This is a genomic window from Ruminococcoides intestinale (genome assembly GCF_040095935.1).
In the GTDB taxonomy this organism is placed as follows: domain Bacteria; phylum Bacillota; class Clostridia; order Oscillospirales; family Acutalibacteraceae; genus Ruminococcoides; species Ruminococcoides intestinale.
Genome location: NZ_JBBMFQ010000001.1, coordinates 25,815 through 46,350, shown reverse-complemented (window position 1 = coordinate 46,350; position 20,536 = coordinate 25,815). Strand labels below are relative to the sequence as shown.

General features: G+C 41.9%; 15 protein-coding genes. 7 read left to right on the top strand and 8 right to left on the bottom strand.

Going from position 1 to position 20,536, the window contains the following annotated elements:
• The first annotated feature begins 19 nt into the window (after positions 1 to 19).
• Entirely contained in the window at positions 20 to 1,201 is a 1,182-nt protein-coding gene (locus WMO31_RS00190; protein WP_367998995.1) for an LCP family protein, read from the top strand.
• Between the two features lie 403 nt (positions 1,202 to 1,604).
• Here WMO31_RS00190 and WMO31_RS00185 read toward each other — a convergent pair whose 3' ends face one another.
• The 3 genes from WMO31_RS00185 to WMO31_RS00175 form a co-directional block, all read right to left on the bottom strand.
• Positions 1,605 to 2,927 (bottom strand): LCP family protein, encoded by a 1,323-nt coding sequence (locus WMO31_RS00185; protein ID WP_367998994.1) that lies wholly within the window; start codon positions 2,925 to 2,927, stop codon positions 1,605 to 1,607.
• Positions 2,911 to 3,708, bottom strand: coding sequence for a class B sortase (srtB, locus tag WMO31_RS00180; protein ID WP_367998993.1), 798 nt, complete (start codon positions 3,706 to 3,708; stop codon positions 2,911 to 2,913). The genes WMO31_RS00185 and srtB overlap by 17 nt, the downstream gene beginning before the upstream one ends.
• 192 nt (positions 3,709 to 3,900) lie before the next feature.
• Positions 3,901 to 4,401 carry a hypothetical protein gene (locus tag WMO31_RS00175; RefSeq protein ID WP_295241877.1) on the bottom strand — a complete coding sequence of 167 codons (501 nt, stop codon included), beginning with the start codon at positions 4,399 to 4,401 and terminating at the stop codon, positions 3,901 to 3,903.
• Between the two features lie 261 nt (positions 4,402 to 4,662).
• Between WMO31_RS00175 and nadA the strand changes: the two genes are divergently transcribed.
• Complete coding sequence (gene nadA, locus WMO31_RS00170; RefSeq protein WP_293638806.1) at positions 4,663 to 5,577, top strand: quinolinate synthase NadA; 915 nt, start codon at positions 4,663 to 4,665, stop codon at positions 5,575 to 5,577.
• A gap of 39 nt (positions 5,578 to 5,616) precedes the next feature.
• Positions 5,617 to 6,690, top strand: a complete 1,074-nt coding sequence (mnmA, locus tag WMO31_RS00165) for a tRNA 2-thiouridine(34) synthase MnmA (protein WP_155129032.1) — start codon at positions 5,617 to 5,619, stop codon at positions 6,688 to 6,690.
• A gap of 301 nt (positions 6,691 to 6,991) precedes the next feature.
• On the opposite strand, the gene pulA is transcribed toward mnmA, so the two are convergent.
• The gene (pulA, locus tag WMO31_RS00160) at positions 6,992 to 10,693 is read right to left on the bottom strand and encodes a type I pullulanase (protein WP_367998992.1); all 3,702 of its coding nucleotides are present in this window, start codon (positions 10,691 to 10,693) and stop codon (positions 6,992 to 6,994) included.
• Between the two features lie 487 nt (positions 10,694 to 11,180).
• Here pulA and WMO31_RS00155 point away from each other — a divergent pair, with 487 nt between their 5' ends.
• On the top strand, positions 11,181 to 11,396 hold the full coding sequence (locus WMO31_RS00155) for a DUF6514 family protein (protein WP_367998991.1): 216 nt from the start codon (positions 11,181 to 11,183) through the stop codon (positions 11,394 to 11,396).
• 90 nt (positions 11,397 to 11,486) lie between these two features.
• Positions 11,487 to 12,365 carry a radical SAM protein gene (locus WMO31_RS00150; RefSeq protein WP_015523434.1) on the top strand — a complete coding sequence of 293 codons (879 nt, stop codon included), beginning with the start codon at positions 11,487 to 11,489 and terminating at the stop codon, positions 12,363 to 12,365.
• Between the two features lie 308 nt (positions 12,366 to 12,673).
• On the opposite strand, the gene WMO31_RS00145 is transcribed toward WMO31_RS00150, so the two are convergent.
• The 4 genes from WMO31_RS00145 to murA form a co-directional block, all read right to left on the bottom strand.
• A complete protein-coding gene (locus tag WMO31_RS00145) occupies positions 12,674 to 14,413 on the bottom strand; it encodes an Rqc2 family fibronectin-binding protein (RefSeq protein ID WP_367998990.1) in 1,740 nt (579 codons plus the stop codon).
• Between the two features lie 14 nt (positions 14,414 to 14,427).
• On the bottom strand, positions 14,428 to 14,913 hold the full coding sequence (gene rlmH / locus WMO31_RS00140) for a 23S rRNA (pseudouridine(1915)-N(3))-methyltransferase RlmH (protein WP_304036707.1): 486 nt from the start codon (positions 14,911 to 14,913) through the stop codon (positions 14,428 to 14,430).
• 21 nt (positions 14,914 to 14,934) lie between these two features.
• Positions 14,935 to 15,723, bottom strand: coding sequence for an MBL fold metallo-hydrolase (locus WMO31_RS00135; protein ID WP_195231938.1), 789 nt, complete (start codon positions 15,721 to 15,723; stop codon positions 14,935 to 14,937).
• Positions 15,724 to 15,845: 122 nt separating this feature from the next.
• A complete protein-coding gene (gene murA, locus WMO31_RS00130; RefSeq protein ID WP_021883766.1) occupies positions 15,846 to 17,138 on the bottom strand; it encodes a UDP-N-acetylglucosamine 1-carboxyvinyltransferase in 1,293 nt (430 codons plus the stop codon).
• Between the two features lie 708 nt (positions 17,139 to 17,846).
• Between murA and WMO31_RS00125 the strand changes: the two genes are divergently transcribed.
• Complete coding sequence (locus WMO31_RS00125) at positions 17,847 to 18,164, top strand: ArsR/SmtB family transcription factor (protein ID WP_015523431.1); 318 nt, start codon at positions 17,847 to 17,849, stop codon at positions 18,162 to 18,164.
• 12 nt (positions 18,165 to 18,176) lie between these two features.
• Complete coding sequence (locus WMO31_RS00120) at positions 18,177 to 20,501, top strand: heavy metal translocating P-type ATPase (protein ID WP_367998989.1); 2,325 nt, start codon at positions 18,177 to 18,179, stop codon at positions 20,499 to 20,501.
• Positions 20,502 to 20,536: the final 35 nt, after the last annotated feature.

Sequence of the window (20,536 nt, the reverse complement as noted above, 5' to 3'; positions counted from 1 at the left end):
ACCCGATTGGAGGAGTAATATGCCAAATTACGAAAAAAACAGTCAGAAAAGCAATTTTGTTGACATAAGCTCAAATAAGCAGGTCAAAAAATTATATAATAAAAAAGGCAGACTCAAAAGGATTCTCTGCCTTGTGTTTTCAATGATCTTCCTGTTGGGCGGCGGCGGAATGCTCTACTACTATTCATTTCTTGACACCCTCAACTTCAAAGAGCTTGATGACACAAACAACAACACAGCAGCAACCAACTCATCGGTTGCTCCGCTTGAGAGTGATGCAACAAACCTTTCGCTTTCAGAGGGAGAGCTTCTGCAGAACTCCAAGGAGCTTAATGTTATGCTCTTTGGCGAAGACAATTCAAAAGGCGATAAACACGGCAGAAGTGATACAATGATCATGATGACCATTGATAACAATCACAAAAAGCTTAAACTGACATCATTCCAGCGTGACACATATGTTTATATCCCCGGTTACGGATATGACAAGCTCAACGCATCTTATAACTACGGCGGAGCAAAGCTTTCAATTCAGACAATTGAGGCAAACTTCGGCATCAAGGTTGACCGTTATGCGGTTGTTGACTTTGACAGCTTTAAGAAGATTATCGACACCCTCGGCGGTATTGATATGGAAGTTACTCAGGACGAAATTGACTACATCAACTATCAGATGTACAAGAACAATCAGGCTGACACAAGAACAACTATCACAGACGCACCCGGTACTGTTCATCTCAACGGTCAGGAGGCTCTTTGGTATGCTCGAAACAGAGGTCTTACAAAGGGCGAGGACGGCAACGAAATCGGTCTTGACGGTGACGACTGGGACAGAACCTCAAGACAGAGAAAGCTTCTTGAAACTTTGTTCACAAGTATGAAAAGTGCAGACCTCGGTCAGATTGTTTCAATTGTAAGCTCTGTCGGTCCTCTTGTAACAACAAACCTCAAAAAGGACGAAATCACGGCGCTTGTTTCTCACGCTCTCACATATCTTTCCTATGATGTAGAGCAGTATTATGTTCCTGAAGAAGGTCTTTGGTACTACGATGATAAAACCGAAACATGGAACGGTACAATCACATCAACAATCAAGATTTCAGACCTTGAAGAACAGAGAAAGAAGTTTGCAAGCTTCGTTTTTGAAGAATTGTTCACAGGCGGAACTTCTTCAAAGGAAACAACCTCCGCATCAAATTAAATATGGAACAAAATGCAGACAGCCAATTATCGGCTGTCTGTTTTTTACGGCGAGCCGCCGTACCCTATTCGTGAAGATAGTTTGTTTAATTACAAAACATATTACACCCGAGCGTAACATTGCGGTTATTCGCTCTAAATTACGGCGAGCCGCCGTACCCTATTCGTGAAGATAGTTTGTTTAATTACAAAACATATTATGCCCGAGCGTAGCATTTGCAGTTTTTTCTACAAACCGAGCCGTAAGGGCGGATATTATCCGCCTGCTCTAATGAATTTTTTTGTTCAATAAATATGTTTTGATATGATGAAAATTCCGCTGCAATATAACAACCGCATTGCACATAAAACAAAAATGCATCAGAACCTTACTTGGAATCTGATGCATTTTATTTGTTTGATTATCATTCTATTTTCGTATAATAAATACTCAAAAACAGCTGATAAAATTCTGCCTCGCTGACATTGAATTCTGCGTACTTTGAACCCATTGTAACCTGACCGGGGACTGAAACCATATCAATTCCGCTCATACCGCCAAGCACAGCCTGCTGAGCAAGATATGACACCTTTGACGGGTTAAGATTCGTACATGAATACGGAGCAGACGCATTGAACAAGTCGATTGGCGTGGTTAAATCTTCCTTTGTCTGCTGAAGAACCGTATTCATAAAAGATTGAATGTAAACCTTCTGTCTTTGCATACGCATATTGTTTGAATCGGTCTTGCTTGTATCACGGGTTCTGACAAAGCTTTCAGCCTGCTGTCCGACAAGGTGATAGCTTTCTCCCTCAACAAACTCCCCGATTGTTTCGGGTGACACAACATCAACACCGCCAACGCTGTCGTTGAGAGCGGAAATGCCGTCAAGGTCAAGCGAAAAGTATGTATTAATCGGAATGTTATAGAACAGCCTCTGAACTGAATTTACCGTATTTTCACAGCTCGATTCCTTACCGTCACCGTATGAATACGAAAGACAAATCTGCTGTTTTTCCGTGCCGGCATACGCACCGCCTGCTGAATACATTGTGACATCAACCATCGAATCTCTCGAAATGTTGAAGAGCGTTATTTTACCGTTTGAAGTGTCGATTGACACAAGCATAAGCACATCCGCCTGACCGCCGCTCGCCTTGACTTTGCTGTTATTATTTTCGTCAAGGTTGCGCTTGTCAACACCGATACACAGAACATTCGTCACCTTTTCATTGAACTGATATGTTTCACCGTTGTATACGACATACTTACCGTTTTCCTCGGTTTCAATGCCCTGAGGGGCGGTAACATGAATATCAGTATTAAACAGCTCGTTTCCGCCCTGATAAATCAAATACGCAACCGTTCCTACGGTGAGTATAATTAAACCAAGTAATGTACAGCCGATTGACAAAAGCACCTTTTTCCAGGTTTTCATCTTTCGATGCTTTGAATGGTGATGATGCGACTTTGATCTATGCTTTTTATAGTGATTTGTGGTGTTACTCTTCACGACAATGCTGTCGGAATCAACTCCGTACACATCTGTATATACTTTTTTCTTTTTCTTTATTAACTTGCTGTCCTTGAAAATATAACCTTCTATATCCAACCTTGAAGGATTGCTTACATGCTCCTTACTGTTCTTTTCTCTTTTCGATTCAAGAATTTCCGGTGTATTCGGATCAAGCTTGTTCTCTATATTTTCAGTTGTTGCCTCAGCCGAACTTTCATTTTGTCGGTTCATCTTTCTTCAGCACTCCCTGCACAAGATATCTTCCATCACCGCTGTTTAAGCATGTACTTAAAACAAGAATTTTATCATCGGTAGTAAGCTCCGTATTTCTCTTGTTCACAGAAACAGAATGTGGATTTTTAATCATATTGAGATAATCCGAAAATACATTATCATCGGAAAAATCAAACGAATTCATAATGTGTCGGTTATCATATTCAAAAGCTGACACAATTTCGTATGTAAGCTTTCTGTCGGGAGTGTAAACATAGATGTACCTGTTCTTGTTAAAGAAATCGGCATCATAAAAGCGATGGAGCGTTGCAAACATTGAGCCGTTTGCCATATTATGACCGTAAAGCACAATCACTCTGTCGGAATAATCACGCTTGTTACACATCTGCGAATAGATACTGCCCGAAAAGCTGTAATTCTTATAAATATCGTGGTCAAGATATAAGTTATCGTCAAGATGACTTTGCAAAACAGGATAATTTACATTTGTATTCGGAATGTAAATCCACGAATAAATGTCGCTGTTCTGCTGTTGAAGCGACTTGAAGTCAATCGGATTTTCGACCTTTTTCACATTGATTGACGGTGAAGTCATTTCTGTTGCAGAGGTTGTACCGTTTTCAATGCCTGACGCATACGAGCCTGCGATGTTATCAAGACTTTTTCGTTCGTTATTTTCATTTAAGTTTTTAACGACTATGTACGCAAGTGTGCCGATAATTGCAGCCACAAGCAAAATAATCAAAGCTATAAGAAATTTGTTTCTTTTTCTGCTCATATCAAAAACTCCCAATTAGTTATATTGTATCATTTTTGTGTCAGTATGTCAATTAATCATTACCTGTTAGTAAAATTTTATTACAATTTACAAACTACTGCATCTGCAATACAAAACCTAATATTCAAACATCTAATGAATAAAAAAGAGACTTCCTTATGAGAAGTCTCTTGATTTTTAGTTAAGGTTGGATTATTTGCTCTTTACAAGCTTAAATACAGCCGCACCGCAAGCCGCAAGAGAAAGAACTAAGATTGCATACGGTACAACATCGCTTGCGCCTGTCTTTGGTGAAGTTGTTGAATCATCTTTCTTTGCCGTAGCTGTAGCAACAGGACCTGTTGTGCCGCCGCTGCTTGCCTTACGGTAATAAGGAGTACAAACAATGTCACCTGAAATAATAATATTCATATTAGCATCTGTATACTTGCTGTCGGTTCTGAAAGGACCGCCCGAAATTTCCCAGTGGTCAAAAACATAACCGTCATTAGGAATCGGCTCAATAAATACATGCTGTTCGCCCTTTTCGTCAATACCTGTTGTGAACTTATAATCACCGTCACCGCCCTCTGTCGGAATAATCTCTACCTTGTATTTAAATGTACTCGGTTCCGGACTCGCGGCAGCAAATGCGGGAACTGCCGACAATAACATCATCATAACTGCAAATAACACAGCAATTGTCTTTTTCATCACATAATCCTCCTAATTTAACCCATTCTAACTTTGGGATATGATACTATTCAAAATTTATACTTAATTATAGCACATATTCATTTATGTGTAAAGTCTAAAGGAACAAAAATATTTTTTAAATACAACCAAAAATATGGGCTGTTTCTTGTTAAAAACGCAAAAAATACAGCTTTTTTACACCGAAAGCTATTGCATATAAACTGCTGAAAATGTATAATAAGGGGGAGTAATTTTGATTACCTTGAAAGGAAAGCTATTATGAATATTTCATCAATACAAGAACAGATTCTCAAGCTGAAAAAGGAAAAGGATGTCTGTATTCTTGCCCACAGCTATCAGGCGCATGAAATTCTTGAAATTGCAGATTACACAGGCGACAGCTACAAGCTGAGTGTTGACGCAAGCAAAGCCGAAAACAAGAACATTCTTATGTGCGGCGTAAGATTTATGGCTGAAACCTGCAAAATTCTTTCACCTGAAAAAACTGTTTACCTTGCACAGCCTGTTGCCGGCTGCAGTATGGCAGACCAGATGGACAAACAGCTTATTTCTCAGGTTAAGAAAATGTATCCCGATTACACAGTTGTTGCATACATCAATACTACGGCAGAACTCAAAACAATTTGCGATGTATGCGTAACAAGCTCATCGGCTGTTAAAATCGTAAACAATCTTGACAATAAGAACATTCTCTTTATCCCTGACTGCAACCTCGGCGACTATGTTGCAAAGCAGTGTCCCGACAAGAACATCAAGCTTCTCAACGGAGGTTGTCCGATTCATGCCTGCGTAAATGTTGATGATGTTAAAAAGGCTAAGGAGCTTCATCCGAACGCACTCGTTCTTGTTCATCCCGAATGCACTCCCGAAGTTGTTGCTATGGCTGATTATGTCGGCTCAACATCGGGCATAATGAATTATGCAAAGAAATCCGATGCAAAGGAATTCATTATCGGTACAGAAATCAGCATTGCCGAACATTTGCAGTATGAATGTCCGGACAAGAATTTCTACGGTCTTACATTAAAGCTCATCTGCCCGAATATGAAATCAACAACACTTGTTGATGTTTACAACTGCCTTAACGGCAACGGCGGAGAAGAAATCAAGCTTGACGATCAGACTATCACAGACGCAAGAAAGTGCATTGACGAAATGATCAGACTCGGCTGATAAATTACTTATGAACGCAAATCTGTTCGGGAGGAATAAATGACTAACAAAGCATTGATTGCAATGAGCGGAGGAGTTGACAGCTCGGTTGCCGCATTTCTTACCAAGGATATGGGATATGACGCAACGGGCATTACCCTCAAGCTCTTTGATAACGAAGATATCGGTGAAAAGCGAGAAAAAACCTGTTGTTCTCTTGATGACATTGATGATGCAAGGAGAGTTTGCCTCAAGCTCGGCATTCCCTACTATGTCTATAACTTCAAGGACAGCTTTAAGGAAAATGTAATCGACCGCTTTATCAGAGCCTATGAAAACGGTACAACACCGAATCCCTGTATTGACTGCAACCGCTTTATCAAATTTGAAAAGCTCATTCGCCGTGCAGAAGAGCTTGACTTTGACTGCGTTGTCACGGGGCATTACTCAACAATTGAGTATGACAAGGGTGCAGACCGCTATTTGCTGAAAAAATCGGTTGACAGCACAAAAGACCAAAGCTATGTGCTGTACTGTCTTACACAAAGACAGCTTGCAAAAACACTTCTTCCGCTTGGCACATATACAAAGGAAAAGGTGCGTGAAATTGCAAATGAGCTTGGTTTGATAAACGCACGAAAGCACGACAGTCAGGACATTTGCTTTGTTCCCGACGGGGACTATGCAAAATTCATTGAACAGTACACGGGCAAAACTTATCCTAACGGTAATTTTGTTGATACCAAAGGTCATATTCTCGGTGAACACAAGGGAATTATCCGTTACACTGTAGGTCAGCGAAAAGGTCTTGGACTTGCACTCCCCCACCCTATGTATGTTAAGGAAAAGAATCTTGACACCAACGAGGTTATTCTCTGCGATAACAACGAGCTTTTCTCAAAGGAGCTTTATGCAACGGACATAAACCTCATCACCTGTGACAAAATTGACAAGCCGATTAAAGTCAAGGCGAGAGTTCGTTACAGCCAGCCCGAAAAGGACGCAATCGTTGAACAGATTGACGATAACACCCTACACATTGTCTTTGACGAACCGCAAAGAGCAATCTCAAAAGGTCAGGCAGCAGTCCTCTATGACGGTGAATATGTAGTTGGCGGCGGAACGATTATATAAAGTTTTATAATTATGATGATTTTAGAGAGCGTGATTTTACGCTCTCTTTTTAGATTGATAGCATTGCATTGATAGCATTGCGATTATATTTCAGGCAGGAAAACACAGTTCGCCCCTACAGTTTAACAATGACATTGTTGTATTTAAAAGCAAGTTGAATTACAAATATTGTACCGTTACTTGCGGGCGGATGATATCCGCCACTACTTCAAACCAACATAAAAAGTCGGCAAGATAGTTTAATTTGCGTACTGTCTTGCCGACTTATATTTTTACTTATTTACATTTTTTCAAAAAATGATTACCATGTGCCGACATAAGCATGACCCTTTGAATCATACTGCGACTCTGTATAATAATTGAGCGAAGTGCCGTCAAAACCGATATCAATGGTCTGACTCGAACCGTTTGTGAAAATAATGTAATCAACAGTGTTCGGAACTTCAACCGAGTAAACCTTCTGACCATGGTCATTTGTGTTGAGATATGTCATCGCAACGCCCGGCCATGATTTTGTAGATGTACCGTCTTCAGCCCATGAGTAGCAGTAGAGTGTACCACCCCAGTTGAGTGAATCCGTAAACTTAACTGTATAGGTTGATGACGGAGTGGTTGTAGGCTCTGTAACAGGAGCTGTTGTTGCAGGAACGGTTGTCGGAGCAACTGTCGGCCCTTCTGTTGCCGGCTCGGTAACAGGGGCGGTTGTCGGAGTAACTTCCGGCTCATAGTAAGTGCCGACATTTCCGTGACCGTCAAGCTTTGCGACATACATCTGAATGTATGTTGCGTCTTTAACTCTTACGATATCATCCTCGCCGTCAGCGTCACATCTTGCGGCCGCGATAAGAGCCTTGTCTGAGAGTGTTATGAGCTTCACAATGTACTTCTGAACCGCTGTTGTGTCAACTATATCAATCGCACCATTGAGATTAACATCACCGATAAGGATTTTTTCCGTCGGCTGTGTAACGGGGGCTGTGGTAGGAGTTACCGTTGAAGGAGCAGTTGAGGGACGCTCCGATGATGTGTAAAGATAAACAACATTGATAATACCCGATGAAAGGTTACCTGACGCATTTACGGGAGCAATAACATCTGTTCTGCCCGGAAGCGGAGAAGTTTTGTATGTATCGTCGGAAGAAACCTTTGACCGAATTAAAATTTCATCATCGGCAATCTTTTCACCTGTTGCGGCGTCAATGTGGCTTGTGATAACCTTACTGCTAAAGCTGAGTTTCTTATTCTGAACCCATGCCTCGCCCGAAACAAGGTAGCCTGTCTCGTTTGCACCCGGCTCCTGCTGTGAGTTTGTGTGGAACATTACATATGAGCTTGGTGCAGGAATTGTGCATTTGAGCCATCCGTTGCCCTCACTTGTCATAACAGTTGCGTTGTTCCACTTGCCGTTAGGCTCTTCACCGCCGTCTGTGTAAGCATAGCAACGAACATTTGACCAGTTGTTTGAGTTATAGTAGTGAACAACCGAACTTGTGCTGTCAAGTGCCTTATAAACAAAGTTAATGGTTGTGTTAGTACCGTTAAATGTACCTGTCGTGTTGGCAGGATACTTGTCTGTGTCAAGCTGATAGCCCTGAATTGATGTGAACGGAACGCTGTAGCTGTCGCCTTCACGATACTTTGTTGAAACGGTATCCTTAATTGACTCACCGTTTTCGTCAACATAATTTACCGTAATATAGCCTGAACGAATACCGCTGGAGCTGTAAACATAAGTTACATTGTAGTTCTTTCCGCCTGTAACAGTACCCGAAGTTACACCCTGAGTATCCTTGAGAGTGTAGTCATAAAGGATGGTTGTGTCGGGGTAAGTACGGTATGTTGTACCGTCTGCATATTTTGCTGTTGATGTCTTTAGAACATTTCCGCTGTCATCAATATGTTTGATTGTTACCGTACCGAATGTTTTTTCACTAACCTTAAGGTTGTTGAATGTTGAACTCTGAACGAGCACACAGGCGCTGTTTGCGGGAACTGTATATGTGTTGCCCGAAACTGTGCCAAGACTTTTAAGACCTGCCGTCGTACCGTCTGCAACTACTGTCCAGCCGCTGCCGTCAAGTGTAATCGGCCAATCATTTGTTGAACTTGCGTTTACAAGAACACAAACCTTGCCCCACTCATTTGACTTGTTGTTTGAATATGTGTAAGCAACAACATCGCCGTGTGTTGACTGGAATGAAGGAGTGTTGAATGTTGAACTCTTCATCGGAGAATAGTTTTCTCTGATTTCAAGAAGTCCCTTGTAATAAGCGGCAACATCCGAGTAGGTCTTTACTCTTGACCAATCAATCTCATTTATTGCGTCGCTTGATTTGTAACTATTTGTATCACCCTGTTTTGTACGGCAAAATTCCGAGCCTGCCGTCATAAACGGGATACCCTGTGAAGTAAGGAGAAGTCCCATTACTTTCTTAACCTGTCCCCTGAGTGATGAAGATGTTGAATTCCAGCTTGATGAGCCGTTACTCTTTACAATTTTATCCCAGAGGATAAGGTTATCGTGAGCGTCGGCATAAGCAATTGTCTGTGAAGGAGCCTGAGCCGAAAAGCCCTTGCCCGTTACACCGTTTGCAACCGTTCCGGCCTTATCGGTGTTGCCCTGAACAAATCCCTTATCGGAACCGTCTGTGCTTCCCTTAATTGCATCACGGTAGCTGTCGCAGAACATACCTACTCTTGGGTTGAGTGAACCTGCCTTTGACTGCGAGCAACCGTCGGAAATTGCAACTGAACCGCCTGTCCACGGTTCACCGTACATGAGAATCTTTTTACCCGAACCGTCTGAATAAAGTCCGTCAAGAGCAGAACGGATATCGTTCATTGTTGTGATATCGTGAATACCCATAAGGTCAAAACGGAAACCGTCAATGTGATATTCCTCCGCCCAATACTTTACGGATTCAATCATATACTTTCTGTACATCAGCTTATCTGACGCAGTTTCGTTACCGCAGCCTGAACCGTTTGAATATGCTGATGATGAATGCATTCTGTAGTAGTAACCCGGAACAGTTCTGTTAAAGCAGGAATCGTTTGAGAATGTGTGGTTGTAAACAACATCCATTACAACTGAAATTCCTCTGTCATGAAGAGCCTGAATCATCTGCTTGAACTCAGTGATTCTTGTGTTGCCGTCATATGGGTTTGTTGAATATGAACCCTCGGGAGCGTTATAGTTCACCGGATCATAACCCCAGTTACGGTTTGAAGAAGAACTTGCAACATCTTCCTTTACCGAACCGTAATCATAAACAGGCATAAGCTGAACGCAGTTAATGCCCTGCTCAACAAGGTAGTCAATGCCTGTTGAAACGGCTGATGAACTTGTGTCTGAATTAAGAGTTGTGCCGCCCTCGGCAAATGCAAGGTACTTACCCTTGTTGTCCTCACTCACACCCGAGTTTTTGGAAACTGAAAAATCTCGCACATGAACTTCCCATACAGCCGCCTCGGATGCGCTGTTAAAGAGAACATGCTTATCGTCCGACCAACCGCTCGGATCGGTTGAGTCAAGGTCAACAACCATTGTACGGTTGCCGTTTACACCGACAGCCTGTGAGTAAACATCCTGTGTTTCCTTGGTTGTGCCGTTTACTGTTACAAGATATGTGTAATATTTGTTTTTGTAATCACCGCTCAGATTAAGTGACCAAACACCTGTTGAGCTGTCTTTTTTCATATCATAGGTGCCGATTGCCGAAGCGCCCGCCTCGTTGTCAGAACCTGTTGTGTAGAGCTTGAGCTTTACGGATGACGCATCAGGTGACCAGATTTTCCATGTTGTGGAAGTTTTGCTGTAGACTGAACCGAGTCCCGATTCGTTATACGCTTTGCTTGCATAGCTTTCAAGATAATTTGCATTGTAATAATTGCCTGCTGAAACCGATTCATCGCTTGTTACTGCCGCATTTGAGGCAAAGGCCGACATACCTGCAATCATGGACAGAGAAAGAAGAATCGATAATGGTTTGCGTAATCTCATATTTTCACTCCTAAATATTATTTCGCACAAAGTACCGCACGATAACTATATTTTAACATTTATAAATGCCGTATTTTTCCTATTGAGAACTAAAAAAGCATCCTAAAGCCAAACTTTAAGAACGCTTTTTATACATTATGCACAAATAAAGACTGATGCAAAGCAATGATTAACTATTGTTATTGCAATATTTCAGCAGTTAACTGTCGTCGATATGTTATTTGCCGTTTGCCGAAAAATCTGACTGCACTGAAATTATATACCATATGTAATACTTTGTTACATATTATTAAGATTTTATCGAACTAAAGTTTTTATTGTTATATAATTCTTTAACTGTGGTTTACATTCATTTGTCATTATGTACAATTTATTACTGATACATCACTATTTGTTTACAACTCAACAATATTTTTGTAACAATATTGACAATATCGCAACATAATAGTATTATTATCTTGTGACCGGTTGTCATCCGGAGGGAAAAATGATAACATACAAATTGAATCATACACCCGAAGACGGATTTAACACCTTTGGGATAAGTGCATTTTGCGGCAAAATGCTTATAAAATCCGTGTCGGGAATCAGCGAAAGCTTTCGTGAAATGACGGAGCTTGTCGAAATGTGCAACGAACTTGAGCTTGAACTCTGCCAGCTTGACGACATCATCGAAGATTATCTTACTGATTTCACACTTTAATTTGCAAAGACTTTAACTTTTGTCATAATCGTGGTACAATAGTGTTTAATGTTCTATCAGACATTATATATCAGACAATAAGGTGATATCATGATTTGCAATTTATGTCCGAGAAAATGCGGTGCGGTTCGTACTGCCCACAGCGGAAACGGATTTTGTAAAATGGGAGAACTGCCCGTTGTTGCAAGGGTTGCTCCGCACTATGGCGAAGAACCGTGCATAAGCGGCACAAAGGGCAGCGGAACTGTTTTCTTTTCGGGCTGTACAATGAGATGCGTGTACTGCCAGAACTACGAAATTTCAAACGAGGACGGCGGAAGAACAATCACTCCCGAAAGACTTGCCGAATGTTACAAAGAACTTGAGGATAAGGGAGTACATAACATCAACCTTGTAACGGCTGACCATTTTGCACACGCTGTTGTTAAAAGTCTTGAAATTTACAAACCGAGAATTCCGATTGTATATAACTGCAGCGGATACACAAGTCCGAAAACTCTCAGTATGCTTGACGGACTTGTTGATATTTATCTTCCCGACTTTAAATATGCAGATGATTTTCTTGCGGTAAAATACTCTTCTGCACCGAATTATGTCAACACGGCTGTTGCAGCAATTCACGAAATGACTTTTCAGGTTGGTCTGCCTCAGTTTGACGATGACGGCATTATGAAAAAGGGCGTTATCGTAAGGCATCTGATTTTGCCTGCCCACACAAAGAACAGCCTTGAAGTGCTTGATATTGTAAAACGCAGATTCGGCGATCAGGTTTTGTTAAGTCTTATGTGTCAGTACATTCCTATGGGCAAGGTCAGCGACAGGGAGTTTTCACGAATTAACCGTAAAATCACACGCAGAGAATATGACAAGGTAAAGCTTGAAATGATGCGACTGGGAATTGACGGCTTTACACAGGAGCTTTCTTCCGCAGATGAAAGCTATGTCCCCGAATGGGATTTTGAAGGATGATTTTGTCAGTTCGGTCATCTGAATTCCTCTTCATTTTTCAATTGGTATTGTTTACTTGGTATTATTCCCTTAGTCTTTTTCTATGGGTATTATTAGGCTTCAAATTCTGAAGTAGTCCCCTTCAAAATCTGAAGGGGGCGGGTTCAAATTCTGAAGGGGGCAGGTGCAAATTTTGAAGGGTATGAGTTCAAATTCTGCACCCCTAAAATACGAATTTTTACATTCGATTTTACCGCCCGTTAAAAACAATTAAATTAACATAAAAACGGAGAGCGTCTTGCCCTCCGTTTAATTTTTATTAAAATATTTTACTGCTTTTCAACCGTTTGTGACGGTTTTACATACAGGGTTTTGTTGTTGACATAAATCACCATACCGGGTTTTGAGCCGTTTGGCTTTGACACATAGCGAACAAGTGTGCAGTCAACGGGAACCTGACTGCTGTTTCTCGCCTTACTGTGATATGCCGCAAGCCGTGCCGCCTCATAGATTGCCGTGTCGGAAATCTCTTTGCCGTCCGAAACAACAATTACATGAGAACCGTGAATGTCCTTTGTGTGCAGCCACATATCGTTCTTTGATGCTGTTTTCAAAGTCAGCTTATCATTCTGGCGGTTGTTTCTTCCTACAAGGATTTTAAAGCCGTCGCTTGATTCAAATTCGAGCGGCGGCAAAGTTGTCTGACGGGGCTTTTTGCCCTTTTGAACCTTGAGATAGCCCTGCTCGGTAAGTTCCTCACGAATTTGCGCAAGGTCTTTTTCATTTTCCGCACGGTCAACCGTATCGAGAACCGAATTAATATAATCAAGCTCTTCCCTGCCCTTTTCAAGCTGCTCTTTGAGCATAATTTCGGCATTTTTAGCCTTGCGGTAATCCTTGTAATACTTCTGAGCATTTGCCGAAGGTGAGATTGCCGGATTAAGCTTTACGCGTAAAATTGCGTTGTTCTCATCGTAAAAGTTTTCAACATCAACATACTCCGCACCACGCTCAATGCGATAGATATTTGCCTGTAAAAGATCACCGCATATGCGAAGATGCTCACGGTCTGCACAGCGTTCAAGCTCACTCTTCTGCTTTGCAATTTTTCGTGCAAGCCTTTCAAGTGTGTTGTTCAAAAGCTTTGTAAGGCTTTGCGATTTCACCCTCATTCTGTCACGACTGTCACGAGCCTCATAGAATCCGTCAAGCAAATCGGAGAAGCTTTCCTTACTCTCAACCTTTGCAAAATCGCCGTACTGCTCAACATTCATAAAGCAGAAGTCCATAGGCTTGCCGTCCTCACGATAAACCACAACAGGCTTGCCCGAACAATCGCTGCAAACGCTTTTCAGCTTTTCGATTTCAACTGCGAGTCGGTCAAAAAGCACACCCTCAATTCTGTTTGTTGCGCCCTCCATAACCTTGTATTCAATCTCACGGCATACAATCGGAGAAACACCCTCAATTGTCCTTAACAGCGCCTTGTTAAGCGGCATTTCCGTGTCAAGATTTTTTACGGCTGTACACACATCAAGCACCGAACATTTAAGCAGATTAAGCTTGTTCTGCGATTCGGGAAGTTCGTATTTTATATTCGGCAGTACAAGTCTTTTACTGCTCATTGTAAGATCGACACGCTTGAGTGAATCGATGATGACGCCGTTTGAATCGACAATAATTATGTTGCTGTACATACCCATAATTTCGCATACAACAGTTATCATCACAGTATCGCCGAGTTCGTTCACGCACTCGAAATCGAGCATAAGAACACGGTCGCAACCGTTCTGGCGAAGTCCCACAAGCTTTCCGCCGCCGATTCTTTTTCGCAAAAGCATACAAAACATCGGAGGTTGTGCAGGATTTTCGGGTGTTGACGAACAGAAGTTCACTCTCGGTGAATTTGCTCGTGCAGAAAGCAACAGCTTTTTGTTGCCGGAAAATGTTCTCAGCCCGAACACAAGCTCCTCTCTGTTCGGCTGATAAATCTGCGACACCCTTGCACCGAGAGCCTCTTTTTCTATTTCACTTTTAATATGTCTTAAAAAAATTCCGTCAAGTGCCATAGTAACTCCGTAAATTATTTGTGATATTTACCGTTTGATGAAATCTCAAACGCACGGTAAATCTGTTCGCTTAAAATCATTCTTGCCATTTGGTGAGGGAAGGTCATCCTGCTCATTGAAAGACGGACATCCGCCCGTTTTTTAACCGATTCGTCAAGCCCGTAGCTGCCGCCGATAATAAAATCAACGGTGCTTTTTCCGCTTATAGACGCATTGTCAATCAGCTTTGAAAGCTCCTCACTCGACATAGACTTTCCCTCAATACACATTGCAACAACATAATCCGAAGGCGAAATTTTCTGCATGATTCGTTTTCCCTCAGAGAAAATAACCTCATCAATCTGCGACCTATTCGGTATGTTGCTCTTAATGCGTTCTTCCGAAAGCTCAATAATATTGAATTTACAAAATGCGGTCAAGCGTTTTGCATACTCTGCAATTGCGTCGGTAAAATATTTTTCCTTTATTTTGCCGATACAAATTATGTTAATCTTAATCATATTCCTCTTGTTTGTTTAAGGTTAAAAGATGATGGCTTTTGTTGTGCTTACACTCGGAGCAACATCAAGCGAATAATCGCTTTTGTACTTCATTCCGTTTGATGTGAGCAGGTCTACGGATGTTGACATTGCAAGCGGAACGGTATTATTTTCTTCGCTGAGATGGCCGAGCATAAGTCTTAAAGTTCCCTTTTCAACAAGGTTAACAAGTTCTTTTGCACAAGCCTCATTTGAAAGATGTCCTCTGTTTGAAAGGATTCTCTGCTTTAGCTGATAAGGATAAAATCCGTTTTTGAGCATATTAATATCGTGATTTGACTCAAGCACAACAAAGTCGCTCTGCTCTGCGGCAGTTCTGACATCGGGCAACATAACGCCCATATCGGTTGCTATAAGTGCGGATTTTCCGTCGGGAGCAGTAACACGGTAGCAACAGCTTTCCGCCGCATCGTGGGGGGTGTCAATTCGCTGAACACGCATATTGCCGATTACAACCTCGTCAGTTATAACATCTGCATCTGTGTTTGGATCAAGCTTATTACCTGCCCTCAAAGCATTGAGCGTACCAAGACTTGAATACACCTTAAAACCGTAACGCTTTGCAAGCACACGCAACGCACTGCAATGGTCAGTGTGTTCGTGAGTTATAAAAACCGCCCCGATACTGCCCATATCAAGTCCGTTTGCAAGCATGGCATTTTCAATCTGCTTGCATGAACGGCCTGCGTCAATCAGTACGCCTTCGCTTGCCGAACCTATGTAGTAGCTGTTACCCTTACTTCCGCTGAACAGCGGTACTGCTCTTGCCAAAACAATCAATCCTTATCTTTAGTATAACGAATATGATAACACAAATTTTAAAATTTGTAAATTATCTCACAAAAAAGCCGTTCTCACAAAGAAAACGGCTTTGATTTCTAATTAAATTTTAGTCAGGCACCAAGCTCTTGCTCGTTATCTCCTGTAAAATACACCTTTTTGATATCTGCACCAAGTCCTCTGAACTTTTCAACAACATCTTCATATCCACGCTCAATGAACTGAATATTAGAAATCTCTGTTGTACCGTTAATTTCAAGAGCGGCAATAATCATAGCCGCACCTGCACGAAGGTCGGTTGCCTTAACGGGAGCCGCTGTGAGCGGAACACCGCCCTCAATGATTGCAAGTCTGCCCTCAACAGAAATCTGCGCACCCATTCTGATAAGCTCGCTGACATACTGGTAGCGATTATCCCAAACATTCTCGTTGATGATGCTTGTTCCGGGAACGCTCATAAGCAATGCGGCAAACTGCGGCTGACAGTCTGTCGGAAAGCCGGGATGCGGCATTGTCTTGATGTTACAGCGCTTTAGCGGAGCAGATGACGCATCAACCTTGAGAGCCTCATCATATTCCGTAATCTTAACGCCCATCTCACGCAGCTTTGCGCTGATTGATTCAAGATGCTTCGGTGTAATATTCTTTACCGTAATACAACCTCTTGTTGCGGCGGCGGCACACATATATGTTCCTGCCTCAATCTGGTCGGGAATAATCGAATAAGTAATGCCGTGAAGATACTCAACGCCACGGATTTTGATAACATCCGTACCTGCACCCCTGACATCCGCACCCATTGAATTAAGGAAGTTCGCAAGGTCAACAATATGCGGTTCTCTTGCGGCATTTTCAATAATGGTCTGTCCCTTTGCCTTTGATGCGGCAAGCATAATGTTCATTGTTGCACCAACGGACACAACATCAAGGTACACATGTGTACCGACAAGGCTGTCGCATTCTGCCTCTATAATCGCACCGTCAACAAGCTGAGTTGTCGCACCGAGAGCCTCAAAGCCTTTAAGATGCTGGTCAATCGGACGCACGCCAAAGTTACAGCCGCCCGGAAGAGCCACCTTAGCCTTGCCGTACTTGCCCAAAAGTGCGCCGAGGAGATAATATGACGCTCTCATACCTCTTACAAGGTCGGTCACAGCATTGCATGTGCGGATTTTTGTAGGATCAATATATAAGGACGAACGGTTGATTCGTCTTACATTAGCACCCATCTGCTGAAGAATTCTGCTGATAAGTGATACATCGCTGATGTTAGGAATATTTTCAATCTGGCAGGGTTCATCACAAAGAATAACTGCCGGAATAATTGCAACGGCTGCATTTTTCGCACCGCTGATTGTCACTTCACCTGATAATGGCTTTCCGCCGGTAACTACAAACTTCTCCAATTGTTACACCCCAATTATGTGCAAAAGATATTAAAAAAATATCTGAAATATATATCAAATAAGTAAAAGTCAAAAATAACACGAATTTAAAATTCGCAGCAAGAACTAATTTGTTACATTTTATTAAAAACGAACCCACTCGGTTACGCAGATGTAATTTAACAATTCTCTTACAGAAAATGATACTACAAAATTGTAGTAAAGTCAACGGAATAATAAAACTGTAATCTATTTTTGGGCAAGTTGTACTCAAATTATTAATTTGTTGCTTTTTTTGTTTTTAATATAACCAACCATGCTTTTTAAAACCGTTTTTTCCTAAAAAGAAGTAATTAATCAAAGCGATTTTTTGTAAAATTATTACAAATTGAAACAAGTGTTATTTTCGTGTTATCATCAGGCATCTGAGCAATTTACAATTCAAATTGAACACAGAAAAATATCGTTCCGTTATTCCTATGATAATTTTACACCTTCAATCTTCTTTTTTCAAATTTAAAATTAACTTTCTATACTATATATACTTTCCAAACGGACACAATAAACAAGTGAAACTTTGGGGCAAAAAAACTTGAAAAACATTACATTTTTTCGTGTGTGTCTATTGACTTTTTAAAAAGGGAATGCTATATTATAATTAACATATGAGCATATCTTCATATGTTCAAGTATAACTATTAACCTGAGAGAAAATTAAAGGGGACGCCTATGGAAAACAAAGAAAAAACGACCACTCCCGAAATGCCCGACATTGATGTGCTGTTTGAGCTTGCAGACCTTTTTAAGGTTTTCGGTGATTCAACCCGACTTCGCATTATGTACACCATTTCGGAAAATGAAATGTCGGTGCTCAACATTGCTGAAGCTCTCAGCATGGAGCAAAGCACAATTTCCCACCAACTGCGTGTGTTAAGGCAGAACAAGCTGGTGCGTGTTCGCCGTGAAGGAAAGCAGATTTATTACAGCCTTGACGATGACCATGTGAAACGAATCATCGAAATGGGACTTGACCATGTCCTTGAATAAGGAGGGAGACATATGAGGTACAAATATCAGCTTGATAATCTCAACTGCGCTCATTGTGCAGGCAAGATTGAGGCTAAAATTGCAGAAACAAACGGCTTTGAAGATGTGAGCTTTAATTTTGCGACAAAACTTCTCAACTTCAAAAGCGAAAAGCAGAATCCTGTTTCCGAAATTCAGGCAATTTGCGACAGCATTGAGGACGGTGTAACCGTTGTTGACAAAACTCCGAAAACCAATCTCAAAAAATACACCTACACTTTAGACAATCTCAATTGTGCTCATTGTGCGGGCAAAATTGAGGCTAAAATTGCAGAAACAGACGACTTTGAGGATGTAAGCTTTAATTTTGCGACAAAACTTCTCAACTTCAAAAGCGAAAAGCAGAATCCTGTTTCCGAAATTCAGTCGATCTGCGACAGCATTGAGGACGGTGTAACTGTTGTTGACAAAACTCCGAAAAATGATATCACAACAAAGGCAGAACCCGAAATCACGAAAAAGAAAATCAACCATGACACAATCTTCCTTGCAATTTCAATTGTACTTGCTGTAGTGTCCGAAATTCTCCACCTTACACTTGACGGTGTTACGGCTGTTCATTATGTTGTACTCGCAGCGTGTTTTGTTGCAACACTTCTTTCGGGTTACAAGGTATTTATCAAGGGTGCAAAAAACATTCTAAAGCTGAGAATTGACGAAACAACGCTTATGGCTGTTGCGGTAATTGCGGCATTCTGTCTTGGAGATTTTGTTGAGGCGGCAATGGTAACAATCCTCTTTTCTATCGGTGAAATTTTTGAGGATCGAGCAGTTGACGCATCCCGCCGTGACATTGAAAAGCTTGCAAACATTCGTCCCGATACAGCAACAATTATTGTTGACGGTGCAGAACAGGTTGTTCCTGCCGAAAGCGTTGAAATCGGAAGTATCATTGAAGTCAAGCCATACGAAAGAGTTCCGCTTGACGGCATTATTATCAAAGGTAAAACGACTCTCGACACATCGGCTCTCACAGGCGAAAGCCTTCCTGTTGATGCAGGCGAGGGCAGTGAGGTACTCAGCGGCGCAATCAACGGCAGTAACCTTATTACTGTCAAAACCACAAAGCATTTCGGCGACAGTACCGCAACAAGAATTCTTCAGCTTGTTGAAGATGCCGCCGCTCAAAAGGGCAACAGCGAAAAGCTTATTTCAAGATTTGCCTCTGTTTACACACCGGTTGTTGTACTCATTGCAGTTGCAATCGCAGTAATTCCTCCGCTTTGCGGACTCGGAGCATTCAGCGAATGGCTATACCGTGCGCTTGTTTGTCTTGTAGCGTCATGTCCGTGTGCTATTGTTATTTCCGTACCTCTCTCCTACTATTCGGGTATCGGTGCGGCATCCGAAGTCGGTGTACTCATCAAGGGCGGAAAATATATTGAGGCTCTTGCAAAAGCAGACACATTCGTATTCGATAAAACAGGCACACTCACAAGCGGCAAGCTCAGCGTAAACAAGGTTAATACTGTCGGTTCATACAGTGCCGACGAAGTTCTTGCTCTTGCCGCTGCAAGCGAAAAATATTCCGCTCATCCGATTGCCTCCGCAATCAGAGAGAAGGCAAACGGTCTTGAACTTCCCGAGCTTTCCGACTACAGCGAAAGTGCCGGTCACGGAACAAGCGCAGTTTATAACGGCAAAACTATTCAGTGCGGCGGTTCAAAGATTCTTTCGGACGAGCAGAAGAAGATTGCAAATAAAGACGATTCTGTTTTCGTAATTTATGACGGTCAGCTTATCGGTTCGCTCAATGTCAGCGATACGGTAAGACCTGAGGCAAAAGAGGTTATCTCACAGCTTAACGCGCTCGGTGTCAAGAACACGGTAATGCTCACAGGTGACAGACAACAGCCTGCCGAAAATGTTAAAAATGAACTCGGACTTTCCGAATGTCACGCAGAGCTTCTCCCTGCTCAAAAGCTTGAGCTTTTCAAGGGCTTGAAATCAAAATCCAAGGGTGCTTGCTTTGTGGGTGACGGCATCAATGATGCCCCTGTTCTTTCGGCAAGCGACTGCGGTATCGCAATGGGATTCGGCAGTGAAGCCGCTATTGAAGCGTCAGACGCAGTTCTCGCATCAGGCACACTCAAACAGCTTCCAAAGGCAATTAAAATTGCAAGAAGTGTGATCAACACCGTCAAGGGCAACATCATCTTCGCCCTCTCAATCAAGGCTCTTGTAATTATCCTCGCCGCATTCGGTCTTGCACAAATCTGGATGTCTGTTATCGCCGACACAGGCGTAAGCGTAGTCTGCGTACTCATTGCCGCAAGACTCCTCAAAAAGAAATATTAATTTTTTTGCAAATCATATCATTTATTATGATAAAG